Consider the following 18658-nt stretch of genomic DNA (forward strand, 5'->3'; position numbering starts at 1 on the left):
CCGAATGTCAGATCTTGTCTGAACTAATACAGTTTAAATAATACAGTTTAAAGTAATACAGTTTAAAGTAATACAGTTTAAAGTATTTGCCCCGAAACCTTCTTCTAAATCGTTTTTGAAAAGTGAGTTAGAAAAAATTTAAATGATATCAAAGTATGCACTCAATCCGGTTTCTGCCATTTTCCTTTGCACGATATAAAGCTGAATCAGCACGTTCAATTACTGTCAACGTATTATCATCAATACGACTGACCGTCACTCCACAGCTGACTGACAATCTTTTTTCGTGAAAATAAATACCATTTATATCTGTAATAATGGTCGTTGCAATCTCTTTTGTTTCATCTAAGGTTGCCCCTTCAATGATGATTACAAACTCTTCGCCACCCCAACGAGCACATAACGCTTTACTTGGAGATACTGACTTTAATTTATTTGAAACAATGACAAGCGCTTTATCGCCTTCCAAGTGACCATAGGTATCGTTTATTTCTTTAAAATAATCAATGTCTAGTAGTATGAAACCAAAATTCGAGCTTTTTAGTAAACTTGAAAGCGTTCTATCTAGTTTTTCTCGATTAAACAATCCAGTGAGTTTATCGGTTTCAGCGAGTTTTTTAATAAGCTGATTTTTCTCAGCCAACGTATCATAAGCAGCAAACCGAGTTTTTTCATAGAAACGAAATAAGACAATGTGAGCAATGGCAACTTCAATAATATTAAAAACAGAGCCAAGGCCAATTTTAAGAGGTTCCGGATTCTGTGAGTGTTCATAAACTATAAAAGCACACACTGCAAAAGCAAACGCACTAAGTAAACTTCCCCAATTTCGACCTACTAAATAAAATGAAAATGGAGGAATTAATGTTGCCCAAAATAATGAATAGGCCGCGCCGTTAATTGAGATAATAAATGTCAGTATTAAACTGTTAATCAATAACACCACAGCCCATGAAACCGCTTTAATTTTTGAGCTTTTAATGAACCAAACATATAGTAAAATAGACAAAGTTAGCCCAACCGCATCAAGCAAAGCGAGTTCATAGCTGTTGAATTTAAAGATATTGATAACAGTCAGTACAAAGAAGTACACAGTACATATCAATAAAGAATGGGCGATCAAACGGCTTCGCCAAAATAGCTCAGGACTATTGTGGTGTGCTGGAATGTTTTTATACCAATATTTGAGCATAGTAAATTCTGTTTTTAAATTATTACACGCGAGCTATGCTCTCAAGCAAAGGCCCAGTCCTGTCACTCTATCATAGAGAAACGTGCTAGGACTGAGCGAGGTTTTTCATTATTTTTTATCGCCGTTTATTATGTGCAAATCACGTTGAGGGAACGGAATAGTAATCCCTTTGCTCTCCACTTTATCTTTAATTTTACGCTGTGTTTGCCAATATATATCCCAGTAATGTGGTGTAGCGACCCAAGCACGAAGCTGCAAGTTCACAGAGCTATCTGCTAATGTGTGGACTAAATACTGAGGGGCTGGCTCAATCAAAATTCGAGATTCTTCACTAACAAGCTCCCTTAATGCCGCAAGCCCATCTTCAATTGAATCACCATAAGAAATACCCACAGTGATATCCATGCGACGCTTTTCGTTTCTCGTAAAGTTTTTTATCGCATTTGCCCAAACCGTGCTATTTGGGATTGACACAAAAACACCATCGGCGGTTTCAAGGACAGTGGTAAATAGACCTAAATCTTTTACACTCCCTGTATAGCTTGACACTTCAACAAACTCTGCCTTTTTTAGAGGCTTTAAGAAAAGTAGCATGACCCCCGCAGCCACATTACTGAGCGTATCTTTTAGGGCTAGACCAATCGCTAAGCCTGCGGCACCGACGAGTGCGACAAGACTGGCCGTATTGACTCCAAATAAATCTAAAATAATCACAATTGCAATTAAATAAACCACATAGCCTGATAGCGTGGTAAGCAGCTTAGTAATGATTTCATCATGCTTGCTCAATCGGTAAACACCTTTATGTACAGCTCGTTTAAGTAGCTTTGAGCAAATACTAGCTCCTATTAAAATGAAAATAGTAAGCAATGTATTCTTGGCTATCGCTATGATTTGTAATTGGTGCTCAGAAAAAAAGTTTATGATGGTTTCCATCGGTGATTTCCCTTTAAATATAAATAATATACGCGTTTGTTTCTAAATGATTTGATAACGAAAGCTAGTTAATGATGCTGTTAACTAAGTAACCATTGTAAGCAATGTAAGAAGTAAGCAAGACACCACCTTCCCAACGGTTTACCCTGCCTTGTCGGCCAAAACCGTAAGCCATAACCAACAACATGACGGAAAGTACAAGCATCACACTCCAATCTCGGTAAAGTACGTCTGTAGAAATGTGAGGGATAGGCTCAATAATACCAGCGATACCAATTACAGCTAAGATGTTAAACATATTCGACCCCACAACATTGCCAATTGCGATGTCATGCTCTCCCTTTTTAGCGGCAATAATAGAAGCTGCAAGCTCTGGCAAAGATGTCCCTAATGCAACGATAGTTAAGCCGATAATAAGGTCACTGACACCGAGCGCAGTTGCAATTTCAACCGCTCCCCAAACAAGTATGCGAGAGCTAATAATGAGTAATGTTAAGCCCACGATGAGCCAGAAAATTGCTTTTCCTAAGGACATGGCGTGACTTTTAAGCTCAGTATCAAATTCTGTTTTAAGGGTATCACTCGGTGATTTCATACCTGAGTACACAGACCATGCTAAGAACAAGACTAATCCGCCCAGCAACAGACTTGCATCAATCACTGATAAAGCGCCGTCATACAGCAAATACCCCAAAAAAAGTACGACAACTAATAGTAAGGGAAGCTCATTTTTAACAATTTTAGACTGAACAGTGATAGGGGCAATGATGGCTGTTACACCAAGAATTAAGCTAATATTTACAATGTTGGACCCAAGTGCATTACCTAACGCTAAGTCAGGGTTTCCATCACTTGCAGCCATTGCTGATACAACCATTTCCGGAGCCGAAGTCCCAAAACCAACAATAACCATACCAATTAAAATTGAAGGCAAGCCAGCATGACCAGCTGTAGATGCCGCTCCTTCAACAAAGCGGTCTGCACTCCATACGAGTAAGATAAACCCCGCAATAATAGCTGTCATAGCTAAAACCATGACTGAGCCCCCTCTATAGCAATACCTGATAGGCGTATGGCAGGTCTATTTACAAAATGAAGTGAGCTTTGGCAGTGACGTAGTTTCATTATTTACCCTTAAGGCAGACTGGAATAATAAGGCAATAAACCACCTCTGCCCGAAATGACCCATTGCCTTAAGTCTTGTCAAAACCTGATACGGTTCGAAACTGCCACGAGCGATGTTGCTCGGAGACTGTTGACAGTTTCCTTGCTAAATGCAAGAGACTACTCCCCTAAGTTCTTAAAGAATAATCTATCCCTAATAATAATACAATTAGCTTGGCTGCCTTTTTTAAAAAACGATGAATGTAAAGAATCATCAGAATAGGCCGATATGAAATTACATCACTAAATCAGGCTAGTTATTGATTTAGCCATATTACTAGGTACATTTATCCTAGCAATTCAGTTAGGTAAACGTTTATTTAAACTTGATGAGCAAACAACTATTCTTATTGGTGCAGGGAGCTCTATTTGTGGTGCTGCAGCAATAATGGCAACAGAACCAGTTATTAAAGCACAAGCACATAAAGTATCTATTGCGGTTGCAACAGTCGTTGTATTTGGAACCCTAAGTATGTTTACTTACCCCTTAATGTTTGAATATATAGGGTTGAGTGAATACGAATACGGTATTTTTGTTGGTTCAACCATTCATGAAGTAGCTCAGGTAGTTGCTGCGGGTACCGCTATTAATGCAAATTCAGCCGACACGGCAGTAATTGAAAAAATGTTAAGGGTAATGATGCTTGCCCCATTTTTGTTTGGTTTATCATATTGGCAAAAACGAAAGGATACAAAGAGAAACTATAATTTAGAAAAATCTTCAGGCCTAACAATTCCTTGGTTTGCGGTTTACTTCATTTTAGTTAGTGGATGTAATTCACTAATTAACCTATCCCAGAGTACAACAAACAATATTGTGTGGTTTGATAATATATTACTCACTATCGCCATGGTGGCATTGGGACTACGAACTCACATTGGGGCAATTCGTCAAGCTGGAATAAGACCCCTACTTTTGGGAAGTTGTTTGTTTTTATTTTTAACGTTAGGCGGTTTCGGAATTAACACTGGAGTAAAAGGACTTTTATAGTTGGGTTCAACTACAGGCGAATCGTTAAAAGTGCAAAATATGATCAGTCTGATCTTGCTTCCTAATCGTTAGCGAGTAGACGTGAAATCTCTCTCAAATACAGTAATAATAATTTACTTCATGATTTTTAAGAGGAGCGCTTGACCGCACCTGCGAAGGCAAAAAATTTAGAGGTCAAGCGATAAACTGTTATGAATGTTTATGGTTGAGAATTCAGCTCGATTGGAGAGAAAAAATCAGAAATAGGAGGTTTAGCTGTTTTATTAGGCCAAAGTATACTCTCTACTTGTTTGCTCTGCTCCCAATGAACAAAGTCAGGAGCTTTGTCTATTTTCGCCTTTTTAATATTTGCACCAGAAGCGCTACTCAAATTATCAGCAACACTTTCAACAAAAGATAACACGTTTGGCTCATCAGTTGCTGCATTATAGTATGCAATCAAAACCCCATTGAAGAAAACAGCTTTATCACCGTCTTCCGAAGAAATTGAACATAAATCCATAGTTACTCCAGCTCATATATTTTTGCCAAAGCTATCATATGCGTTAAATCGCGCCCGATTCTGGGAAAAAAGTTTAAATTTAACTAATAATTGATGAAATCACATAGGCCGCGAGCCGAAAAGAAACTTCTTAGTTGTAATGTGGAATATTCACATCTAAAACCACTGTTTATTTACACAGCGCTTTGTAATTATACTTAGTTGATCTGATTCATTTAAGTTTGGGAAAATGCAGCCTCAAAAGACCTATTTTCCGTCGTCAAATTTTAATTTATAGACTGGGGATCTTTTTGTTAAAAATGAACTTTTAAATCTTAGCCAAAATTAAAACTTGGGAATAAAAACCTATAATTTACAGCAAGTTAAAGACCTTTAGGATTTGTAATAATTCAGCAATTTCAATTACAGCTCTATTTGGAGCGTACTTATCATCTATTTATTGACATAAAGCGTCTGACCACAACAAAGAACTTTTGGCTAAGGTCGAAAATTTTGTTAGGGAACTTTAAACAAAACACTATTTTTCAAGTAATTTACATACTAACTATGTATTAATTCTTAACATTTTGTTTTAATCTGTATAGAAATCTATTTGAGCACGGAGGCGAAAAGATAATGAAGTTCTTAATGTCCCTCCTTTTTTACACTCTAAAACTCTATAAAAAGTAGAATTGAGTGTTGTTTACCCCTTAATCTTAAAAATTACAAGGTTAGTAGATAAATGAAAATTTCACTCCAATTATTAACATCTTTTGCCGTTATTGCTGTAATTAGTGGCTGTAACACAGTTGCTGATAAAAGTTCTAATACAAGTGTTTCAAACCTTCCTAACTGGGTCTTAAACCCTAATGTTAATGACGGTATCGCTGCTACTGACTGCGTTAAGTTTTCTGGCAACTTATCTGTTGATAAAAAATTAGCAACAGCTAATAGTAGATTGGCGCTAGCACAACAGATTGAAACACGAGTTGAAGGCCTTGAAAAAACATATAGCGAACGTATTGATTCAAATGATGACACAACTGTGGGCACTACTTTTAGCTCAGTTTCAAAACAGTTAACAAAACAAAAGCTACAAGGATCAAGGTTAATTAAATCAGATATCATAAACATATCTGGTAAAGATCATTTTTGTGTTATGACTGCCTTAGAGCCTAATCAAACAAAATCTTTATTTGATGACATACTCAAACAAAGTAAAAGATTGGTAAATCCTGCAGATGAAAAGTTTTTGTATCAAGAGTTTAAAGCAGATAAAGCTGAAAAAAACTTAGATGAAGAAATAAAAAAACTTACTAATTAATTACATGATTGGTTGGAGAGCTTCACTTTAAAAAGTGAAGCTTCGTTTGTATAGATAAAATTAGTTTTGACATGACAGAAAATAATAATCAAGAAAACCAAAGATCAATGTGGAAAAAAATACAAAGCTCAATTTTAATGATAGCTGCGATCTTGATTTCTATAGGGCAATGGGGGGACACAAAAGATGTTCTTCTAAGTGCATACACAGCCTCTATTAAAAACTTCACACACAAGATTCAATATAAGCAAATAGACAAAGTCAATATTGGGAATGGATTAGCCTATACAAAGTCTTTTTTTGGAGAACCTAATGCAATAAAAAGATCACAAACAAACCCTGATGTTGAGTTCTACTATTACATAAAAGACAAGTTTATTTTTACGATAATTACTTCTGACAAGCGCGTAAATGGTTATTCGGTACTATCACGCATTACAGATTTTTCTCCTGAGGTTCCTTTCTCAGCCCCGCTTGGTAAATCAACTATATTGGATGAGGCATCAGGTGAATTTGAATACAGCTTCGATACTGGTAACTTAATTTACTACCTAGAGTCTCAAAACCTTGGCAAGGATAAAATGTTTCTTTCTTTATCCAAAGGTTTCATTGAATATGCAGCAATACCTAGTTCAATCAACAGTCCAGATAATTACTTAGCTTCAGTAAAAATAGCTCTTAATGAGATTGATTCTCTACTTATCTATTCAGATACCAACAAGGACCTAGCAAAAGAGATTAATTCGTTAAGAGGAAAAATAAAGCCTAATTATTATGCAGTTAGTGAACTGAATCATAAAATTGTAGCTGAGTCACTACTTACTCGTTTCGAATACCAAACATTTACAAAAAGCTGAACAAGGGGTTTTTATGTATTCATTCAAACTTAAAACATATTTATCAATCTTCAGCGTCTTAATGCTAAATGTAACTTGTGCTTTTGCGCAAAACTCAAGTGATCCATTTGACGAGTTAGGGAGAGAAATGGCCTCTTTAGAAAAGGAAGGCAGTGCTGAAGAGCTTAAAGAGTTTAATGAATGGAAAGAGCGCTACTTATCAGAATATCAAGATTTTAGGCAGAAGCACTTTAAAAAGCTTGATGACATACGTGATAAGCTTATCAATACTTGGGGAGAAACAGATTCACAACGGGCAAGCCTGTCAACATACTACAGCCCTGACAATCAGGTAAAAACTAGTATAGATTTTGAGAATGATGTAATGAGTATCAGTATTTTACATGATGTAAAAGAGAACGTTACAACGAGTAAAGTTAATGATGCATTAAAAAGTACATTGTCAGCTAATCAGGCATTAAGTAATGATATTGAAAATAGAACATTTGAAGAGTTAACAAAAAAAATTGCAAACACAACCCCTACCCAAAAGCCTATTGAGGTTGTTGCGAAACCAGATAACCTTTTCAATAAGGAAATCGATAAAATAAAAGCTCAAGCAATTGCTTCACGTCACCAAGTTGAAAAAATTCATGATATGTCATTATACAACGCATCGTCAGAACTTGTGCTTAGCGATAATCCTCGCTTAGATAAAAGTGTTAAAGCTGAATTTATGCGAATCGAAAAAGAAAAAGAGCAACGCATTAAAGCACTACAAGAGACTCAGAAAAAGGCCAGTACAGTAAAACAAAGAGAGTTACTAAAGAGTAAAAGAGTAACAACTTATACCGTGCCACTTACCCATAAAAGCTTTATGAAAAAAGCAGCGCCATTTAAGGGGGTAGTCAACCAGCATAGCCAACGTTGGCAATTACCAAATAGTATTCTTTTTTCTGTAATTCATACCGAAAGCCACTTTAATACTAAAGCGCAATCCCCTATCCCTGCTTATGGCTTAATGCAAATAGTTCCTTTAAGTGCAGGGCTTGATGTGAATCGTTTTTTACATAAGAAAAATAATATTATGAGCAAGCAGTATTTATTCAATGCAGAAAATAATATTGAGACTGGGGTAGCGTATATGCACCTCTTAAACTCACGATACTTAGCTAAAATTATTAACAAACAAAGTAGGCTTTATTGCATGATAGCGGCATACAATACTGGAGCCGGGAACGTAGCTAAAACTTTTAATTATGATAACTCAAGAAATATCACCAAAGCTTCAACCATAATAAACTCTATGACTCCTGAGCAGGTATATAACAAACTAATTTCAGACTTACCTTATGAAGAGACAAGGAAATACTTACAAAAAGTTATAGAACGTCAAGCTATTTATAAATCTATGGACCAAATTTAATATTTTATACAAAGAAGTTTACAGTCTTGTTAGCAAATATAATGTTAATTAAAAACTCAACATAAAAATGGAAAAATGATGCTAAACATAAAAAAAACACTCTCAAGTTCAATATTCTTTTTTGGCGTGTTAGCAGCACTTAGTGGATGTGCTTCAAAAATAGAAGTTGACTCGACTATGAACATGCCAAGCAAGTCAGGTCTCGCTCTTGAGCATATTGATATCGTTGGTTTTAAAGGTGACAAGTATAATATCAAAGGAAACGCTCTTTCTGCCAAAGTAAAGTCTAAATTGATGAGTCATGGGTATGTAAATGTTCATGCAAACTCACCCTATATACTTATTGGCGAAATATCACCATCACGTGTAGAGCGTAATTCGTGGAGTGAAAAGCATGAAGGTAAGAAAGAAACTTGGTACAGCTATCATGCATCTGTAAAACAAACGTTAACGTTAACTTACTATGTTGCTTATGGCCAACAAACACTAAACAGCAATTCTAAAACATTTACTTATAGTAAAGAAAAGAGTTCAAACGAAAACAGAAGCAAAGCAAAGGAAAAGCTACGTACTGACTCAGAGATTGCTGACATTTTGATAGAAAAGGCCGCTGATTATGTGGTTAAGCAAATTTCGCCGTACCGTTCAATAGTAAAACTCAACTACCTAAGTGGTGAGGACGAAAATATTGATTTAGGTATTGAATATGTCAAAAAAGACAGGCTAAAACAAGCGTTTAGTATCTTTGATCAAGTCGCTCAAAATAGTAACTCAGTTGAAGATCAGGCGATTGCTCTGCACAATCAAGGGTTGGTAAAATTGATGCAAGGTAATTACACAGAAGCCTACAATCTGATGACAAAAGCGAACCTTATTGATCCTAGAAATTTTGATATTCTTGATTCAATAAAAGAAGTGGAAGATTACAAAGTATTGAACGATGCCCATAAAAAACAAAGAGGCTTAAAATGAGATCTATACTGTTATTAATGATCGCTTCTTTAACAGGTTGCGCTAGTAGCGAGAAAAATCCATACGATTTAGTTATTCCAAAAGCTAATAGTGAAGTTATTGAATATCAACCAAATGAACAGTCACGAGGAAGCTTTACAATCCATTACAAAAAAGACCGTAATGACAACCCTATTACAAAAACCATTAATAGATCAACTACGGTTATAGGTAATGATAGTGAATCCTTAAAAAGTTTGCGAGAACGAGCTAAGAAAGAAATAGTTCAACTAGCAACAGAAGAGGTCAACGGCGTTGTAATCTCCTCATCATCAGAAATCGACACTGTTGCTATCAGTGTAGATTCAAACAGCAACACACTTTACTCTAGACAAGATTTCACTGAAAAAGCAGTTTCTCAAACTGCTGGGATTGCAAGAATTAAAGATTTACAATGTCAAACCCTAGCTACACAAGGAAGTAGTTTATTAGTGAAGTGTAACGCCGACGTCACAGTGCAGCTCATTGAAAGCATTGATATTAAGCAGGAGTAATTTGAGTTAATTGCGGTTGAGCCTATATACATATACCTAAAAGTGTTAATACACCTAAAAGATGTCACGTATAATCTAAAATTACAGAGCCCTGCTTCCACAGGGCTTATATTTAACTCACCACCACCTTTCCTTTATTTGCAGCAAACTTACCTAAAAGTATTCATACACACGACCATCTAAATCTTTTTCTGTCATATGACATTCGTTAGCGATGGCCTCTATGTTATTGATGGTATCGACTAATGCTGCAAGCTTACTTACATCGAGTCCTAATCGGGAAATTAGTTATCAGGCAATGCACCTTTAAGGGAGGCATTATTTTCTCAACTGTATGTAAAGCAGTATCAATTTTTACTGCTATGTCACCTTGTTTAGCTTGTTTTTGAATAAACGACCAGCGAGCATCCTCAGGTAAGTAAAAACATTGTCTTTGGTGTAAAAGTCCACCAGGTCGACATAATCCCCCATTGTTGTGGTCAACTAATTCCGGACAGTGAATTAGTTGACCACAACACTACAAATGGAAACTTGACTGAAAAAGAACTCTTTCCTAGGCTTATTTTAGTATGATGCTAAGGTGCACTAATAGCAGTAATGAAAGAGAACAACTTTGAAACTAACTCAACCTTCAGTCCTTCAACAAACTTGCCTGACGTTCGCTTCTTAGAGCTCATTGAATCACTCTCAAAAGTAGCTGTTCAAGGCTACAATCGACATCGTGAAGTAATTTATTGGAATAAAGCAAGTACCTTTCTATATGGGTACACTCAAACAGAAGCTTTAGGAAAAAAACTAGAAGATTTGATCATCCCTCCTTCAATGAAAAAGGATGTCATTGAAGCACATAAAAATTGGCTTGAACACAACATTCCCATTCCATCATCCGAATTAACTTTACAAAATATTAAGGGTCAGCCGGTGCCTGTTTTTTCATCTCATGTTTTATTAAAAACTAGGGGAGATGAGTTTGAAATGTTTTGTTTAGATATTGATATTTCTGAGCAAGTATCTGTTCGTAAAGCTTTGGAAAAAATGGTGTCTTATGATCCAATAACTAACTGTTTGAATCGTCATTCCATCGAGTTAGTTATTAATGAGCTTATAACAAGCAGTATAAAGGACTTTTCTCTACTATTTATCGATATAGATCGATTCAAAGGTGTGAATGATGTTTTCGGCTATGAATCGGGTGATGAATTACTCCTTAAAGTTTCTGAACGCCTCTCTACCCCATTAGAAAAAACTGACTACATAGCTCGCTTTAGCGCTGATGAATTCATAGTTATTTTGAGTTCGGAGCCCTCATCGAATCATGAAAAATTAACTCAGCTTTTGATTGATTCATTTAATTCACCTTTAAAACTGCATGACCAACTGATTTTTACTTCAATTAGTGTCGGGATCTGTCGTTTTCCAAATGATGGAAAGTCAGTAAGAACTTTATTACAGTGCGCTGAAACCGCAATGTACGACGCCAAGGAAAATGGACGTAGTCAGTTTAGGATTTATAACAAAGCGATGAGCGATAGCTCGCATTTTCAGATTGAGATATCACAGCACCTAAGAGAGTCACTAATACATGAAGAGTTTCACCTTGTATATCAACCCATCTACTGTGCTAAATCTGAAAAAATAGTTGCTTGTGAGGCCCTATTGCGTTGGGATTCTAATGCAAATAAAAACAATACTACTCCTGATACATTTATCCCCATTGCTGAAAAAGTCGGCCTCATGATCCCAATTGGTAACTTAATATTTCATATGGCCCTCAAAGAACTAAAAAAATGGCGTTCTAATGGTATAAATGATGTTCGTATGTTGATTAATATTTGTAGTGACCTGACTTCTTATCCTGTCTGACCCGACTCTATCCGCATGTTCCGACCCACAATCATTGATTCTATCCATTACGGTCAGCCCACTTTAACTGAGAATGAGACCGCATTGATTGACACTGGGACTGATTTCATCGGAGTAGACCCAAAATACTTGCTTCTGATTCTACTGTATCTAACTTCAAATAATTAAAAACTATTGATAGTAGCTTTATTATTTCGAAATTGAGGCTACGCTTTTATTGGCTGGCGAAAAGTCAGTATAAATTTTTTCGGATTAAAGGATATGGAATATGTCTAAAGTTTTTCCTAAGTTTATGACCACCTGTTTGACAACTACTGCTCTTTTCTTTTCAGGATTATGTACAGCGGCTGCTGAAGAGAACAAGTCTGTAAATTCACCAACGATCTCAGTTACATCAAACGAAATATCACCTGAAAGCATAGAAAATCCTTACATTGCAGCTGCAGGAGCCTGGGCCAGAAGTGGTAATGGCCCTTCACTCACTAACAAAGGTCTTGTGTACACGCTGAATCTTCCGGTTCTAGGCTCCGTGCCTGCAGGTTCAGCAATTACTACAGTAAATTACAAATGGAATTTGTCGTACCTTCCTTCTGGTCTCGCTGTATACCTCTGTTGGGATACAACGTCTTCATGTGTTAACGTAAGTTCGAGCAAAACTGGGAGTTTAAGTAATTTTGCTGGCTTGAATGCGAATAAAAAATTCATATTCGCATTTTTAGTATCAGGGAGCGGTGCTATTTCACCTGTCGCATACGGGCAAACCAATCAAGTTATTGTAAACTACGAGTAACTTCTCCAGAGACCTTCAAATTGATCTATCGGAGGTCTCTCTACGCGTACGTATCAACTTTTATCAGTGCTGACTTTAATTGATAATCTACTGGCAGTGTATGATTAAATGCCATTAAACCGTTGAATATTTCTGCATCGGATGAGCCATCGGCTTTCATATCATTATAAATATCAATACGCTGTTGTGTTACCTCTGCGGCAATCTTGTCAAATTCGACAGATTTTTGCGCCCAATTTTTGAAAGCTATTGGATCTGAAAGAGGTGCCTCATTTAAGTTGACCATTAGCTTATCCGGTATAAATGCGACAGATTTAGCCAACTCTTTAGCAAGTTCGGGGTCACTATCCACTTTCTGAGTAAATTCTTCCCAGCCATGTTGCGCATACGATTTTTTCGAATCTAGCGACTCCTGAGTAGCTGGCGAAACTTCTTGGCTTCTCGTAGCTTCTGTTGTTCTGTACTGCAATGATGAATTAGCTACATTTTGCGAATCTGTAATTAATGTCATGGCTAGTCTCCAATTTTCATACTACCGCCTTGCAGCGAGCGTGCCAGTTTCGAAGTGTTTAATTTTCAGATACATATAATGTAAGAAGTGTTAATGCCTCTCTCATACGGCTCCAATTTGCCCCAATTACTGTTTATGAGGGATAAGTTTTGCCGCCCCCTGTAACTTTTATTGATTAGACCCTACCATTTCTCTGCTTTTTTCGGTGCATAATAAGTATACCCTTAACGCACTTGCAATTATTTAGTGCATTAATTCAAAAAATAAACCTATAATGCACTCACATTAAGACACCATTGTAAAACGCACTGAAATCTATGTTTCGAGTTTATGGGTACCTAAGAGCATCAACCGAAGAGCAAGATGCAACCAGAGCTAAAGCTGAATTAGAAAAATTTACCGAACAATTAGGGTTCAGCGTTGCTCACTGGTTTATTGAAAATGAATCCGGCGCAAAATTACAACGGCCTGAACTTTTTAGGTTATTGGATATCGCCATGCCTGGTGACGTTTTATTAGTTGAGCAAATAGACAGGCTAAGCCGGCTCAAAAGTGAAGATTGGGAAAAGTTGAAGCGGCTGATTAACGATAAGAATATTCGTATTGTTTCACTTGATTTGCCGTCCAGTTTCGCATTGATGCGCAACGCCGATGAATTCACTGAACGCATTCTCTCCTCAATTAACGCAATGATGCTTGATTTCCTTGCTGCCTTTGCCAGAAAAAATTACGAAGAGCGACGAAGAATGCAAGCGCAAGGGGTCGCCAAAGCCAAAATAGAGGGGAAGTATAAAGGCCGTCGCGAAAACAAAGACTTGCATAGCAGGATATTGCAACTTCTCGATGATGGACGTAGTTACAACTTCATTGAAAGGACAATAGGCTGCTCTAGGCACACTATTTCCAAAGTTAACAAACGCCGTAAGGCAGCACTTGAAGAAGAGGTCCTGTAACTGTGCCATGAAAGCCAAAAGGATTGCCTCAGAGGTACTTTTAGATCTGTCTTCACGGATGGAGCTATTCCCTGCGCGCTCCGATGAGCGCAAAAACATTGTTAAATCAGCATGTGATTTATATGGTGTTTCCGAAAGCACTCTTTATCGACAACTACGTTCTGTAAACAAGCCCAAACCACTGAAGCGCACGGATTCAGGCAAATCGAGAGTCATTCCTATATCTGAGATGGAGAAGTATTGCGAGATTATTGCCGCGTTAAAAATTCGCACCACCAACAAGAATGGACGGCATATCTCAACGAATGTTGCTATTGATCTGTTGGAAAGTACGGGTGTTGAATCAGAATACGGTTTTATCAAGCTAGAAAAAGGTAAGCTCAGCAAAACAACAATAAACAGGTATCTAGCACAATTTGGGTTAGACAAACACAACCTTATTAAAAACACGCCGGCAGTCAGGTTTCAGGCTAGACACAGCAACGAGTGTTGGCAATTTGATTTAAGCCCTTCTGACTTAAAAAGTGTGGACGAACCGCTTTGGTATGACGAATCTAAAGGTCTGCCGATTTTAATGCTTTACTCTGTCGTTGATGATAGAAGCGGCGTTTGCTATCAGGAATACCGAAATGTACACGGTGAAGATGCAGGTAACGCGCTGCGCTTCCTTTTTAATGCCATGTCACCCAAGTCTGATCCAGATCTGCCCTTCCAAGGCATCCCACACATGATTTACATGGACAACGGGCCAATTGCACGAAGTCGGGTGTTTCAGTCTGTGATGAAGTACTTAGGCATTGATGTGAAGGTACATATGCCAGATAGCAAGGATAAACGGCGAAAAACTGCTAGATCAAAAGGTAAAGTAGAAAGGGCCTTTCGCACTGTAAAAGAATGCCACGAGGTCCTTTATCACTTGCGAGAGCCAAAGAACGAGGTTGAAGCTAATCAGATGTTGAGCGATTATCTGAAGAAATATAACGACCATCAACATCGAGCAGAGCCTCATTCTCGGATGGAGGACTGGCTCCAGAATATCGACGGTGCTGTTAGACAAATGTGCAGCTGGGAGCGTTTTTCATCTTTCGCACGCGAACCTGAAAAAAGGAAAGTAGGTATTGATGCCAGAATTCCCGTTGACGGTAGTGTATATGAGGTAGATCCCGACCTCGCAGGTGAACAAGTCGTACTTTGGTGGGGCCTGTTTGACGACGAATTGTATGTTGAACATGATGGACAAAGATACGGTGCTTATTTCCCGATCAGTGGTCCAGTTCCCTTGTACCGATATCGTAAGTTTAAACAAACCAAATCAGAGAAGCGGCTAGGAAAACTCGAAACGCTAGCAAAGTCACTTAAATTACCGGACTCTGAAAACGATGAGAATCACCAAGTTATTTTGTCAATGAAGAATGTAGTCGAGCCAGTACCAACGCGAGAATTTGATGATCCAGACCCGTTTAACGAAAAGCGGTTTGAGAACATACTGAAAGCCAAGCTTGCCATATCCAAGTATTTAGGTAAGCCCTTGACAATACTTGCGCAAGGCGACAGAGATATGATTGATGCTATTTTGTCTGAGTCTTTAGATAAAGAGGCTGTCATGAAACGAATAAAAGAATATTTCCATAATAGGAGTGGAGAACATGCAAATTGAAGTCATGGAACACTTTGGTATAAAGAAGTATTTTCGTGATGCAGACTTCTTTGAAACTGACACAGCCAAAAGGTTATTCAGACAACTCAAAAAGATCATACCTGAAGGCCAGCTCATCGCACTGACTGGTGTTGTAGGTATTGGCAAAACTACCTACTTAGAAAGAATACAAAAACAATTAGCTGCTGAAAAAAATGTGATAGTCGCAAAGTCACTCTCAGTGGAAAAATCCAAGACAAATTTAACCACTTTGATCACAGCGTTGTTTTACGATGTTTCAGGTGATAATGGCTATCGGGTACCAAAGCTTGGCGAAAAGCGCGAGCGAGATTTGCAGGAGCTCATCAAGAAGAGTAAAAAGCCTGTTGTGTTGTTTTGTGATGAAGCCCATGACCTGCACCATCGCACACTGACAGGCCTTAAACGCCTAATGGAAGTCATTCAAGAGGGCGGCGGCAAGTTATCTATTGTATTGGCGGGCCACCCTAAACTTAAAAATGACCTGAAATCTCCCACAATGGAAGAAGTTGGCTACCGCACGGTTACCATGTCTCTCGATGCCTCGCAGGGTATTTTACGCGACTATATTTACTGGCTCCTGGATAAATGCACCAATGACAATGTAAAACCAAAAGACGTTATTGAAGACCAAGCAGTGGATTATCTAGCTGAACATCTCAGTACGCCTCTTCAGGTAGAACAACATCTAACATTAGCCCTAGAAGAAGCTTACAAAGTCGGTATAAAACCTATCAATGTTGACCTTTTGGAGGAAACACTGTCTAGCCGCATAGATGAAATTGAACCGACACTTATCAGGCATGGTTACAATGAGCGCGTCATTGCTGAACAATTCCGCTATCGCCCATCCGAAATTAGAAAATTATTCTCTGGAGGGCTAGAACCAAATAGAGCGAAAGAAATGACAGCTGAAATGCGTGAAGCAGGACTGCCAATTTAGAGTCGATTAAAGTGGGCCCAACCCGATGAAATCGGTCCCACTATCAATCAATGTGGTTCCATTCTTAATTAAAGTGAGCCAGCCTCATAGGGTAGAATCAATGATTGTGGGCCAGGAAGTGCGGATAAAATCGGGTCAGACAGAATAAGAAGTCAGGTCGCTACAAATATTTCAGGAAAGCAATTGCTCCAAAAGGAGTTCTTTTCACAGCTTTCTGAATTACTTGAAATATATGAACTTATCCCATCAGATATTGGACTAGAGCTAACAGAGCATGCCTTAATTGAAGCTGATGATGAACTTCTAAAAAACTTATCATTACTTCAAGTACAAGGCGTAGACATTGCTATTGATGATTTTGGGACTGGCTATTCATCTTTAAGTTACTTAAATAAACTCCCAGTTAACACGTTAAAGATCGATAAGTCGTTCGTAGACAATGCACCATACAGAAATAATGATAGTGCCATATTTGAAGCTATTGTGGATGTTGCGCATAAACTAGATCTTTTGGTTATTGCTGAGGGAGTAGAAACAACGCAGCATGTTGAATACTGCAAGTCTAAAAATGTCGACATGCTTCAAGGTTATAGCTATTCGAAGCCATTATCTTCACAAAAGCTGGAAAGTTTTTTATTACCGTCTAAATCTTAAGCAGCCAATAACACTACCCTTTTGAACATTAGTTTGGAACGTGATTTTAATGAGTAGGTAGCGTATTTTACCTAGTACTCAATACGGCTTTTCCCTTCTTTTTTCGCTTTATATAGCAGTTTATCAGCTTGCTTTATCACATCTTTAATGGGCAATTTTTTATGTAGCTCAACCACACCGGCACTAAATGTAAAATTCAACGCTTTATTACCATGGTTAATAAACATAGTTTTAACTCCACTTTGCAGCCTAACTAAAGCATTCTTAGCATCTATAACATTCACACCTTGAAACACAATAACGAACTCTTCGCCTCCAAAGCGAAAGATTAAATCCTCACGCCTAAGGAAAGTCTGAGCTATCTTTGAAAACCCCTTTAATACTTCATCACCTGCTTGGTGACCGTATGTGTCATTTATTGATTTAAAATTATCGAAATCAATAAAACCAATAGCCAAAGGCAAACTTTTTTGTACGTGGAGGCTTATAGTTTTTTCAATAACATCAAAAAAATACCGACGATTATAAACACCTGTTAAATCATCATAAAATACTAAATTAACAAGCTTATCTTCTAGCTTAGCTTGTTTTTTGGCCATGAATCGATAAGTACAACAATCAGCAATCAACTCAGCAAAATAAACTTCATCCCTATTCCACTCTCTGAAATTGACTTTTTGTTCAAAACAGACTACCCCGATAGGAATACCTTCACTAAAAATAATTGTATCAAGCATCGACTTGGTATTTTCTGTTTTTAAGTAAGTATAAGTGAAGTCTATTGTTCTATGATCAGTATGCGCATTATCAGCTATCATTGGGGCACCGAACTCTATTGCTTCAAAATAGCGCGGGTAATCACTCTTAGTTAAATATGGTAGGTCTTTAGGGGTATCATTAACTCCCCAATCTGTATTTGCAACACACTCTAAAATGTTTATTTCTGGATCCGAATTTAACAACCAAACAGAAATACGACTGACATTCAAAGTTTCAAGTGAATCTTGCAAAACTTGCCACATAAACACTTGCACCGGGCAACTGTAATCAACCTTCATTGATGCGTGGCGGCGGATTAAATTGGAGCTAAGTAGAATTTTATCGTAATTATCCAACCCCCACCCCCTTACAACTAACTATAGAAATCGTCGAAGAAATGTAACTTACACACATAAAGTTTACATAATGAAATCAGTTAACACGTAAATAATATACGCAATTCCATGAAAGCTCCAATTTGAATTAGAACAAAACACTTAGAGTGATAACTTGATGTGAACTACTCGCGCCTAAAGGCATCGAGCTTCCAAGATAATAGCCTAAGCTACTAACCTTTCTTTTTTGACGCTTCGTTGGACACCGCTAGTCGAGCTTTTGACTCGGCTAGTCTTACGATTGCCTCCACGTCCACTAT

At 37.6% G+C, this 18658-nt stretch carries 17 protein-coding genes and 2 pseudogenes; 12 read left to right on the plus strand and 7 right to left on the minus strand.

Annotation, left to right across the window (positions count from 1 at the left end):
- Positions 1–148: 148 nt before the first annotated feature.
- The 3 genes from JIG41_RS13465 to JIG41_RS13475 all read right to left on the minus strand — a co-directional run bounded on the left by JIG41_RS13465 (position 149) and on the right by JIG41_RS13475 (position 3164).
- Positions 149–1192 (minus strand): GGDEF domain-containing protein, encoded by a 1044-nt coding sequence (locus JIG41_RS13465; protein WP_138558834.1) that lies wholly within the window; start codon positions 1190–1192, stop codon positions 149–151.
- 108 nt (positions 1193–1300) lie between these two features.
- Positions 1301–2128 carry a mechanosensitive ion channel family protein gene (locus JIG41_RS13470; protein ID WP_055022483.1) on the minus strand — a complete coding sequence of 276 codons (828 nt, stop codon included), beginning with the start codon at positions 2126–2128 and terminating at the stop codon, positions 1301–1303.
- Positions 2129–2192: 64 nt separating this feature from the next.
- Entirely contained in the window at positions 2193–3164 is a 972-nt protein-coding gene (locus JIG41_RS13475) for a calcium/sodium antiporter (RefSeq protein ID WP_175083070.1), read from the minus strand.
- Between the two features lie 381 nt (positions 3165–3545).
- Between JIG41_RS13475 and JIG41_RS13480 the strand changes: the two are divergent.
- Positions 3546–4283 (plus strand): annotated as a pseudogene (locus JIG41_RS13480) (YeiH family protein); the annotation flags it as partial.
- Between the two features lie 199 nt (positions 4284–4482).
- Here JIG41_RS13480 and JIG41_RS13485 read toward each other — a convergent pair.
- Complete coding sequence (locus JIG41_RS13485) at positions 4483–4785, minus strand: hypothetical protein (RefSeq protein ID WP_199524919.1); 303 nt, start codon at positions 4783–4785, stop codon at positions 4483–4485.
- 721 nt (positions 4786–5506) lie between these two features.
- Here JIG41_RS13485 and JIG41_RS13490 point away from each other — a divergent pair.
- The 5 genes from JIG41_RS13490 to JIG41_RS13510 all read left to right on the plus strand — a co-directional run bounded on the left by JIG41_RS13490 (position 5507) and on the right by JIG41_RS13510 (position 9855).
- Positions 5507–6088, plus strand: coding sequence for an LPP20 family lipoprotein (locus tag JIG41_RS13490; RefSeq protein ID WP_199524920.1), 582 nt, complete (start codon positions 5507–5509; stop codon positions 6086–6088).
- Between the two features lie 71 nt (positions 6089–6159).
- Positions 6160–6945, plus strand: coding sequence for an ETEC_3214 domain-containing protein (locus JIG41_RS13495; protein ID WP_175083652.1), 786 nt, complete (start codon positions 6160–6162; stop codon positions 6943–6945).
- Between the two features lie 13 nt (positions 6946–6958).
- Positions 6959–8350, plus strand: a complete 1392-nt coding sequence (locus JIG41_RS13500) for a transglycosylase SLT domain-containing protein (RefSeq protein ID WP_055022263.1) — start codon at positions 6959–6961, stop codon at positions 8348–8350.
- A gap of 78 nt (positions 8351–8428) precedes the next feature.
- The gene (locus JIG41_RS13505; protein ID WP_235576283.1) at positions 8429–9322 is read left to right on the plus strand and encodes a M48 family metallopeptidase; all 894 of its coding nucleotides are present in this window, start codon (positions 8429–8431) and stop codon (positions 9320–9322) included.
- Complete coding sequence (locus JIG41_RS13510; protein ID WP_199524921.1) at positions 9319–9855, plus strand: hypothetical protein; 537 nt, start codon at positions 9319–9321, stop codon at positions 9853–9855. Before JIG41_RS13505 ends, JIG41_RS13510 begins: the two co-directional genes overlap by 4 nt.
- Before the next feature lie 127 nt (positions 9856–9982).
- Here JIG41_RS13510 and JIG41_RS23300 read toward each other — a convergent pair.
- A pseudogene (locus JIG41_RS23300) lies at positions 9983–10326 on the minus strand (DNA methyltransferase); the annotation flags it as partial.
- Positions 10327–10452: 126 nt separating this feature from the next.
- Between JIG41_RS23300 and JIG41_RS13515 the strand changes: the two are divergent.
- Positions 10453–11718 (plus strand): diguanylate cyclase domain-containing protein, encoded by a 1266-nt coding sequence (locus tag JIG41_RS13515; RefSeq protein WP_199524922.1) that lies wholly within the window; start codon positions 10453–10455, stop codon positions 11716–11718.
- A 268-nt stretch (positions 11719–11986) separates the two neighbouring features.
- Positions 11987–12508 (plus strand): flagellar protein FlhE, encoded by a 522-nt coding sequence (locus tag JIG41_RS13520; protein ID WP_199524923.1) that lies wholly within the window; start codon positions 11987–11989, stop codon positions 12506–12508.
- A 40-nt stretch (positions 12509–12548) separates the two neighbouring features.
- Here the strand turns inward: JIG41_RS13520 and JIG41_RS13525 are convergent, their stop codons facing one another.
- On the minus strand, positions 12549–13019 hold the full coding sequence (locus JIG41_RS13525; protein WP_199524924.1) for a hypothetical protein: 471 nt from the start codon (positions 13017–13019) through the stop codon (positions 12549–12551).
- Positions 13020–13336: 317 nt separating this feature from the next.
- On the opposite strand from JIG41_RS13525, the gene JIG41_RS13530 reads away from it, so the two are divergent.
- The 4 genes from JIG41_RS13530 to JIG41_RS13545 all read left to right on the plus strand — a co-directional run bounded on the left by JIG41_RS13530 (position 13337) and on the right by JIG41_RS13545 (position 17244).
- Positions 13337–13972 carry a recombinase family protein gene (locus tag JIG41_RS13530; RefSeq protein ID WP_199524925.1) on the plus strand — a complete coding sequence of 212 codons (636 nt, stop codon included), beginning with the start codon at positions 13337–13339 and terminating at the stop codon, positions 13970–13972.
- 22 nt (positions 13973–13994) lie between these two features.
- Positions 13995–15629: a DDE-type integrase/transposase/recombinase gene (locus JIG41_RS13535; protein ID WP_199524929.1), complete on the plus strand. Its 1635-nt coding sequence runs from the start codon at positions 13995–13997 to the stop codon at positions 15627–15629.
- Entirely contained in the window at positions 15619–16590 is a 972-nt protein-coding gene (locus tag JIG41_RS13540) for an ExeA family protein (RefSeq protein ID WP_199524926.1), read from the plus strand. Before JIG41_RS13535 ends, JIG41_RS13540 begins: the two co-directional genes overlap by 11 nt.
- A 144-nt stretch (positions 16591–16734) precedes the next feature.
- On the plus strand, positions 16735–17244 hold the full coding sequence (locus JIG41_RS13545) for an EAL domain-containing protein (RefSeq protein WP_312000514.1): 510 nt from the start codon (positions 16735–16737) through the stop codon (positions 17242–17244).
- Between the two features lie 71 nt (positions 17245–17315).
- Here JIG41_RS13545 and JIG41_RS13550 read toward each other — a convergent pair whose 3' ends face one another.
- Positions 17316–18359, minus strand: a complete 1044-nt coding sequence (locus JIG41_RS13550; protein ID WP_138602772.1) for a sensor domain-containing diguanylate cyclase — start codon at positions 18357–18359, stop codon at positions 17316–17318.
- Positions 18360–18658: the final 299 nt, after the last annotated feature.

This window comes from Pseudoalteromonas sp. bablab_jr011, assembly GCF_016464045.1.
Lineage (GTDB): Bacteria > Pseudomonadota > Gammaproteobacteria > Enterobacterales > Alteromonadaceae > Pseudoalteromonas > Pseudoalteromonas lipolytica.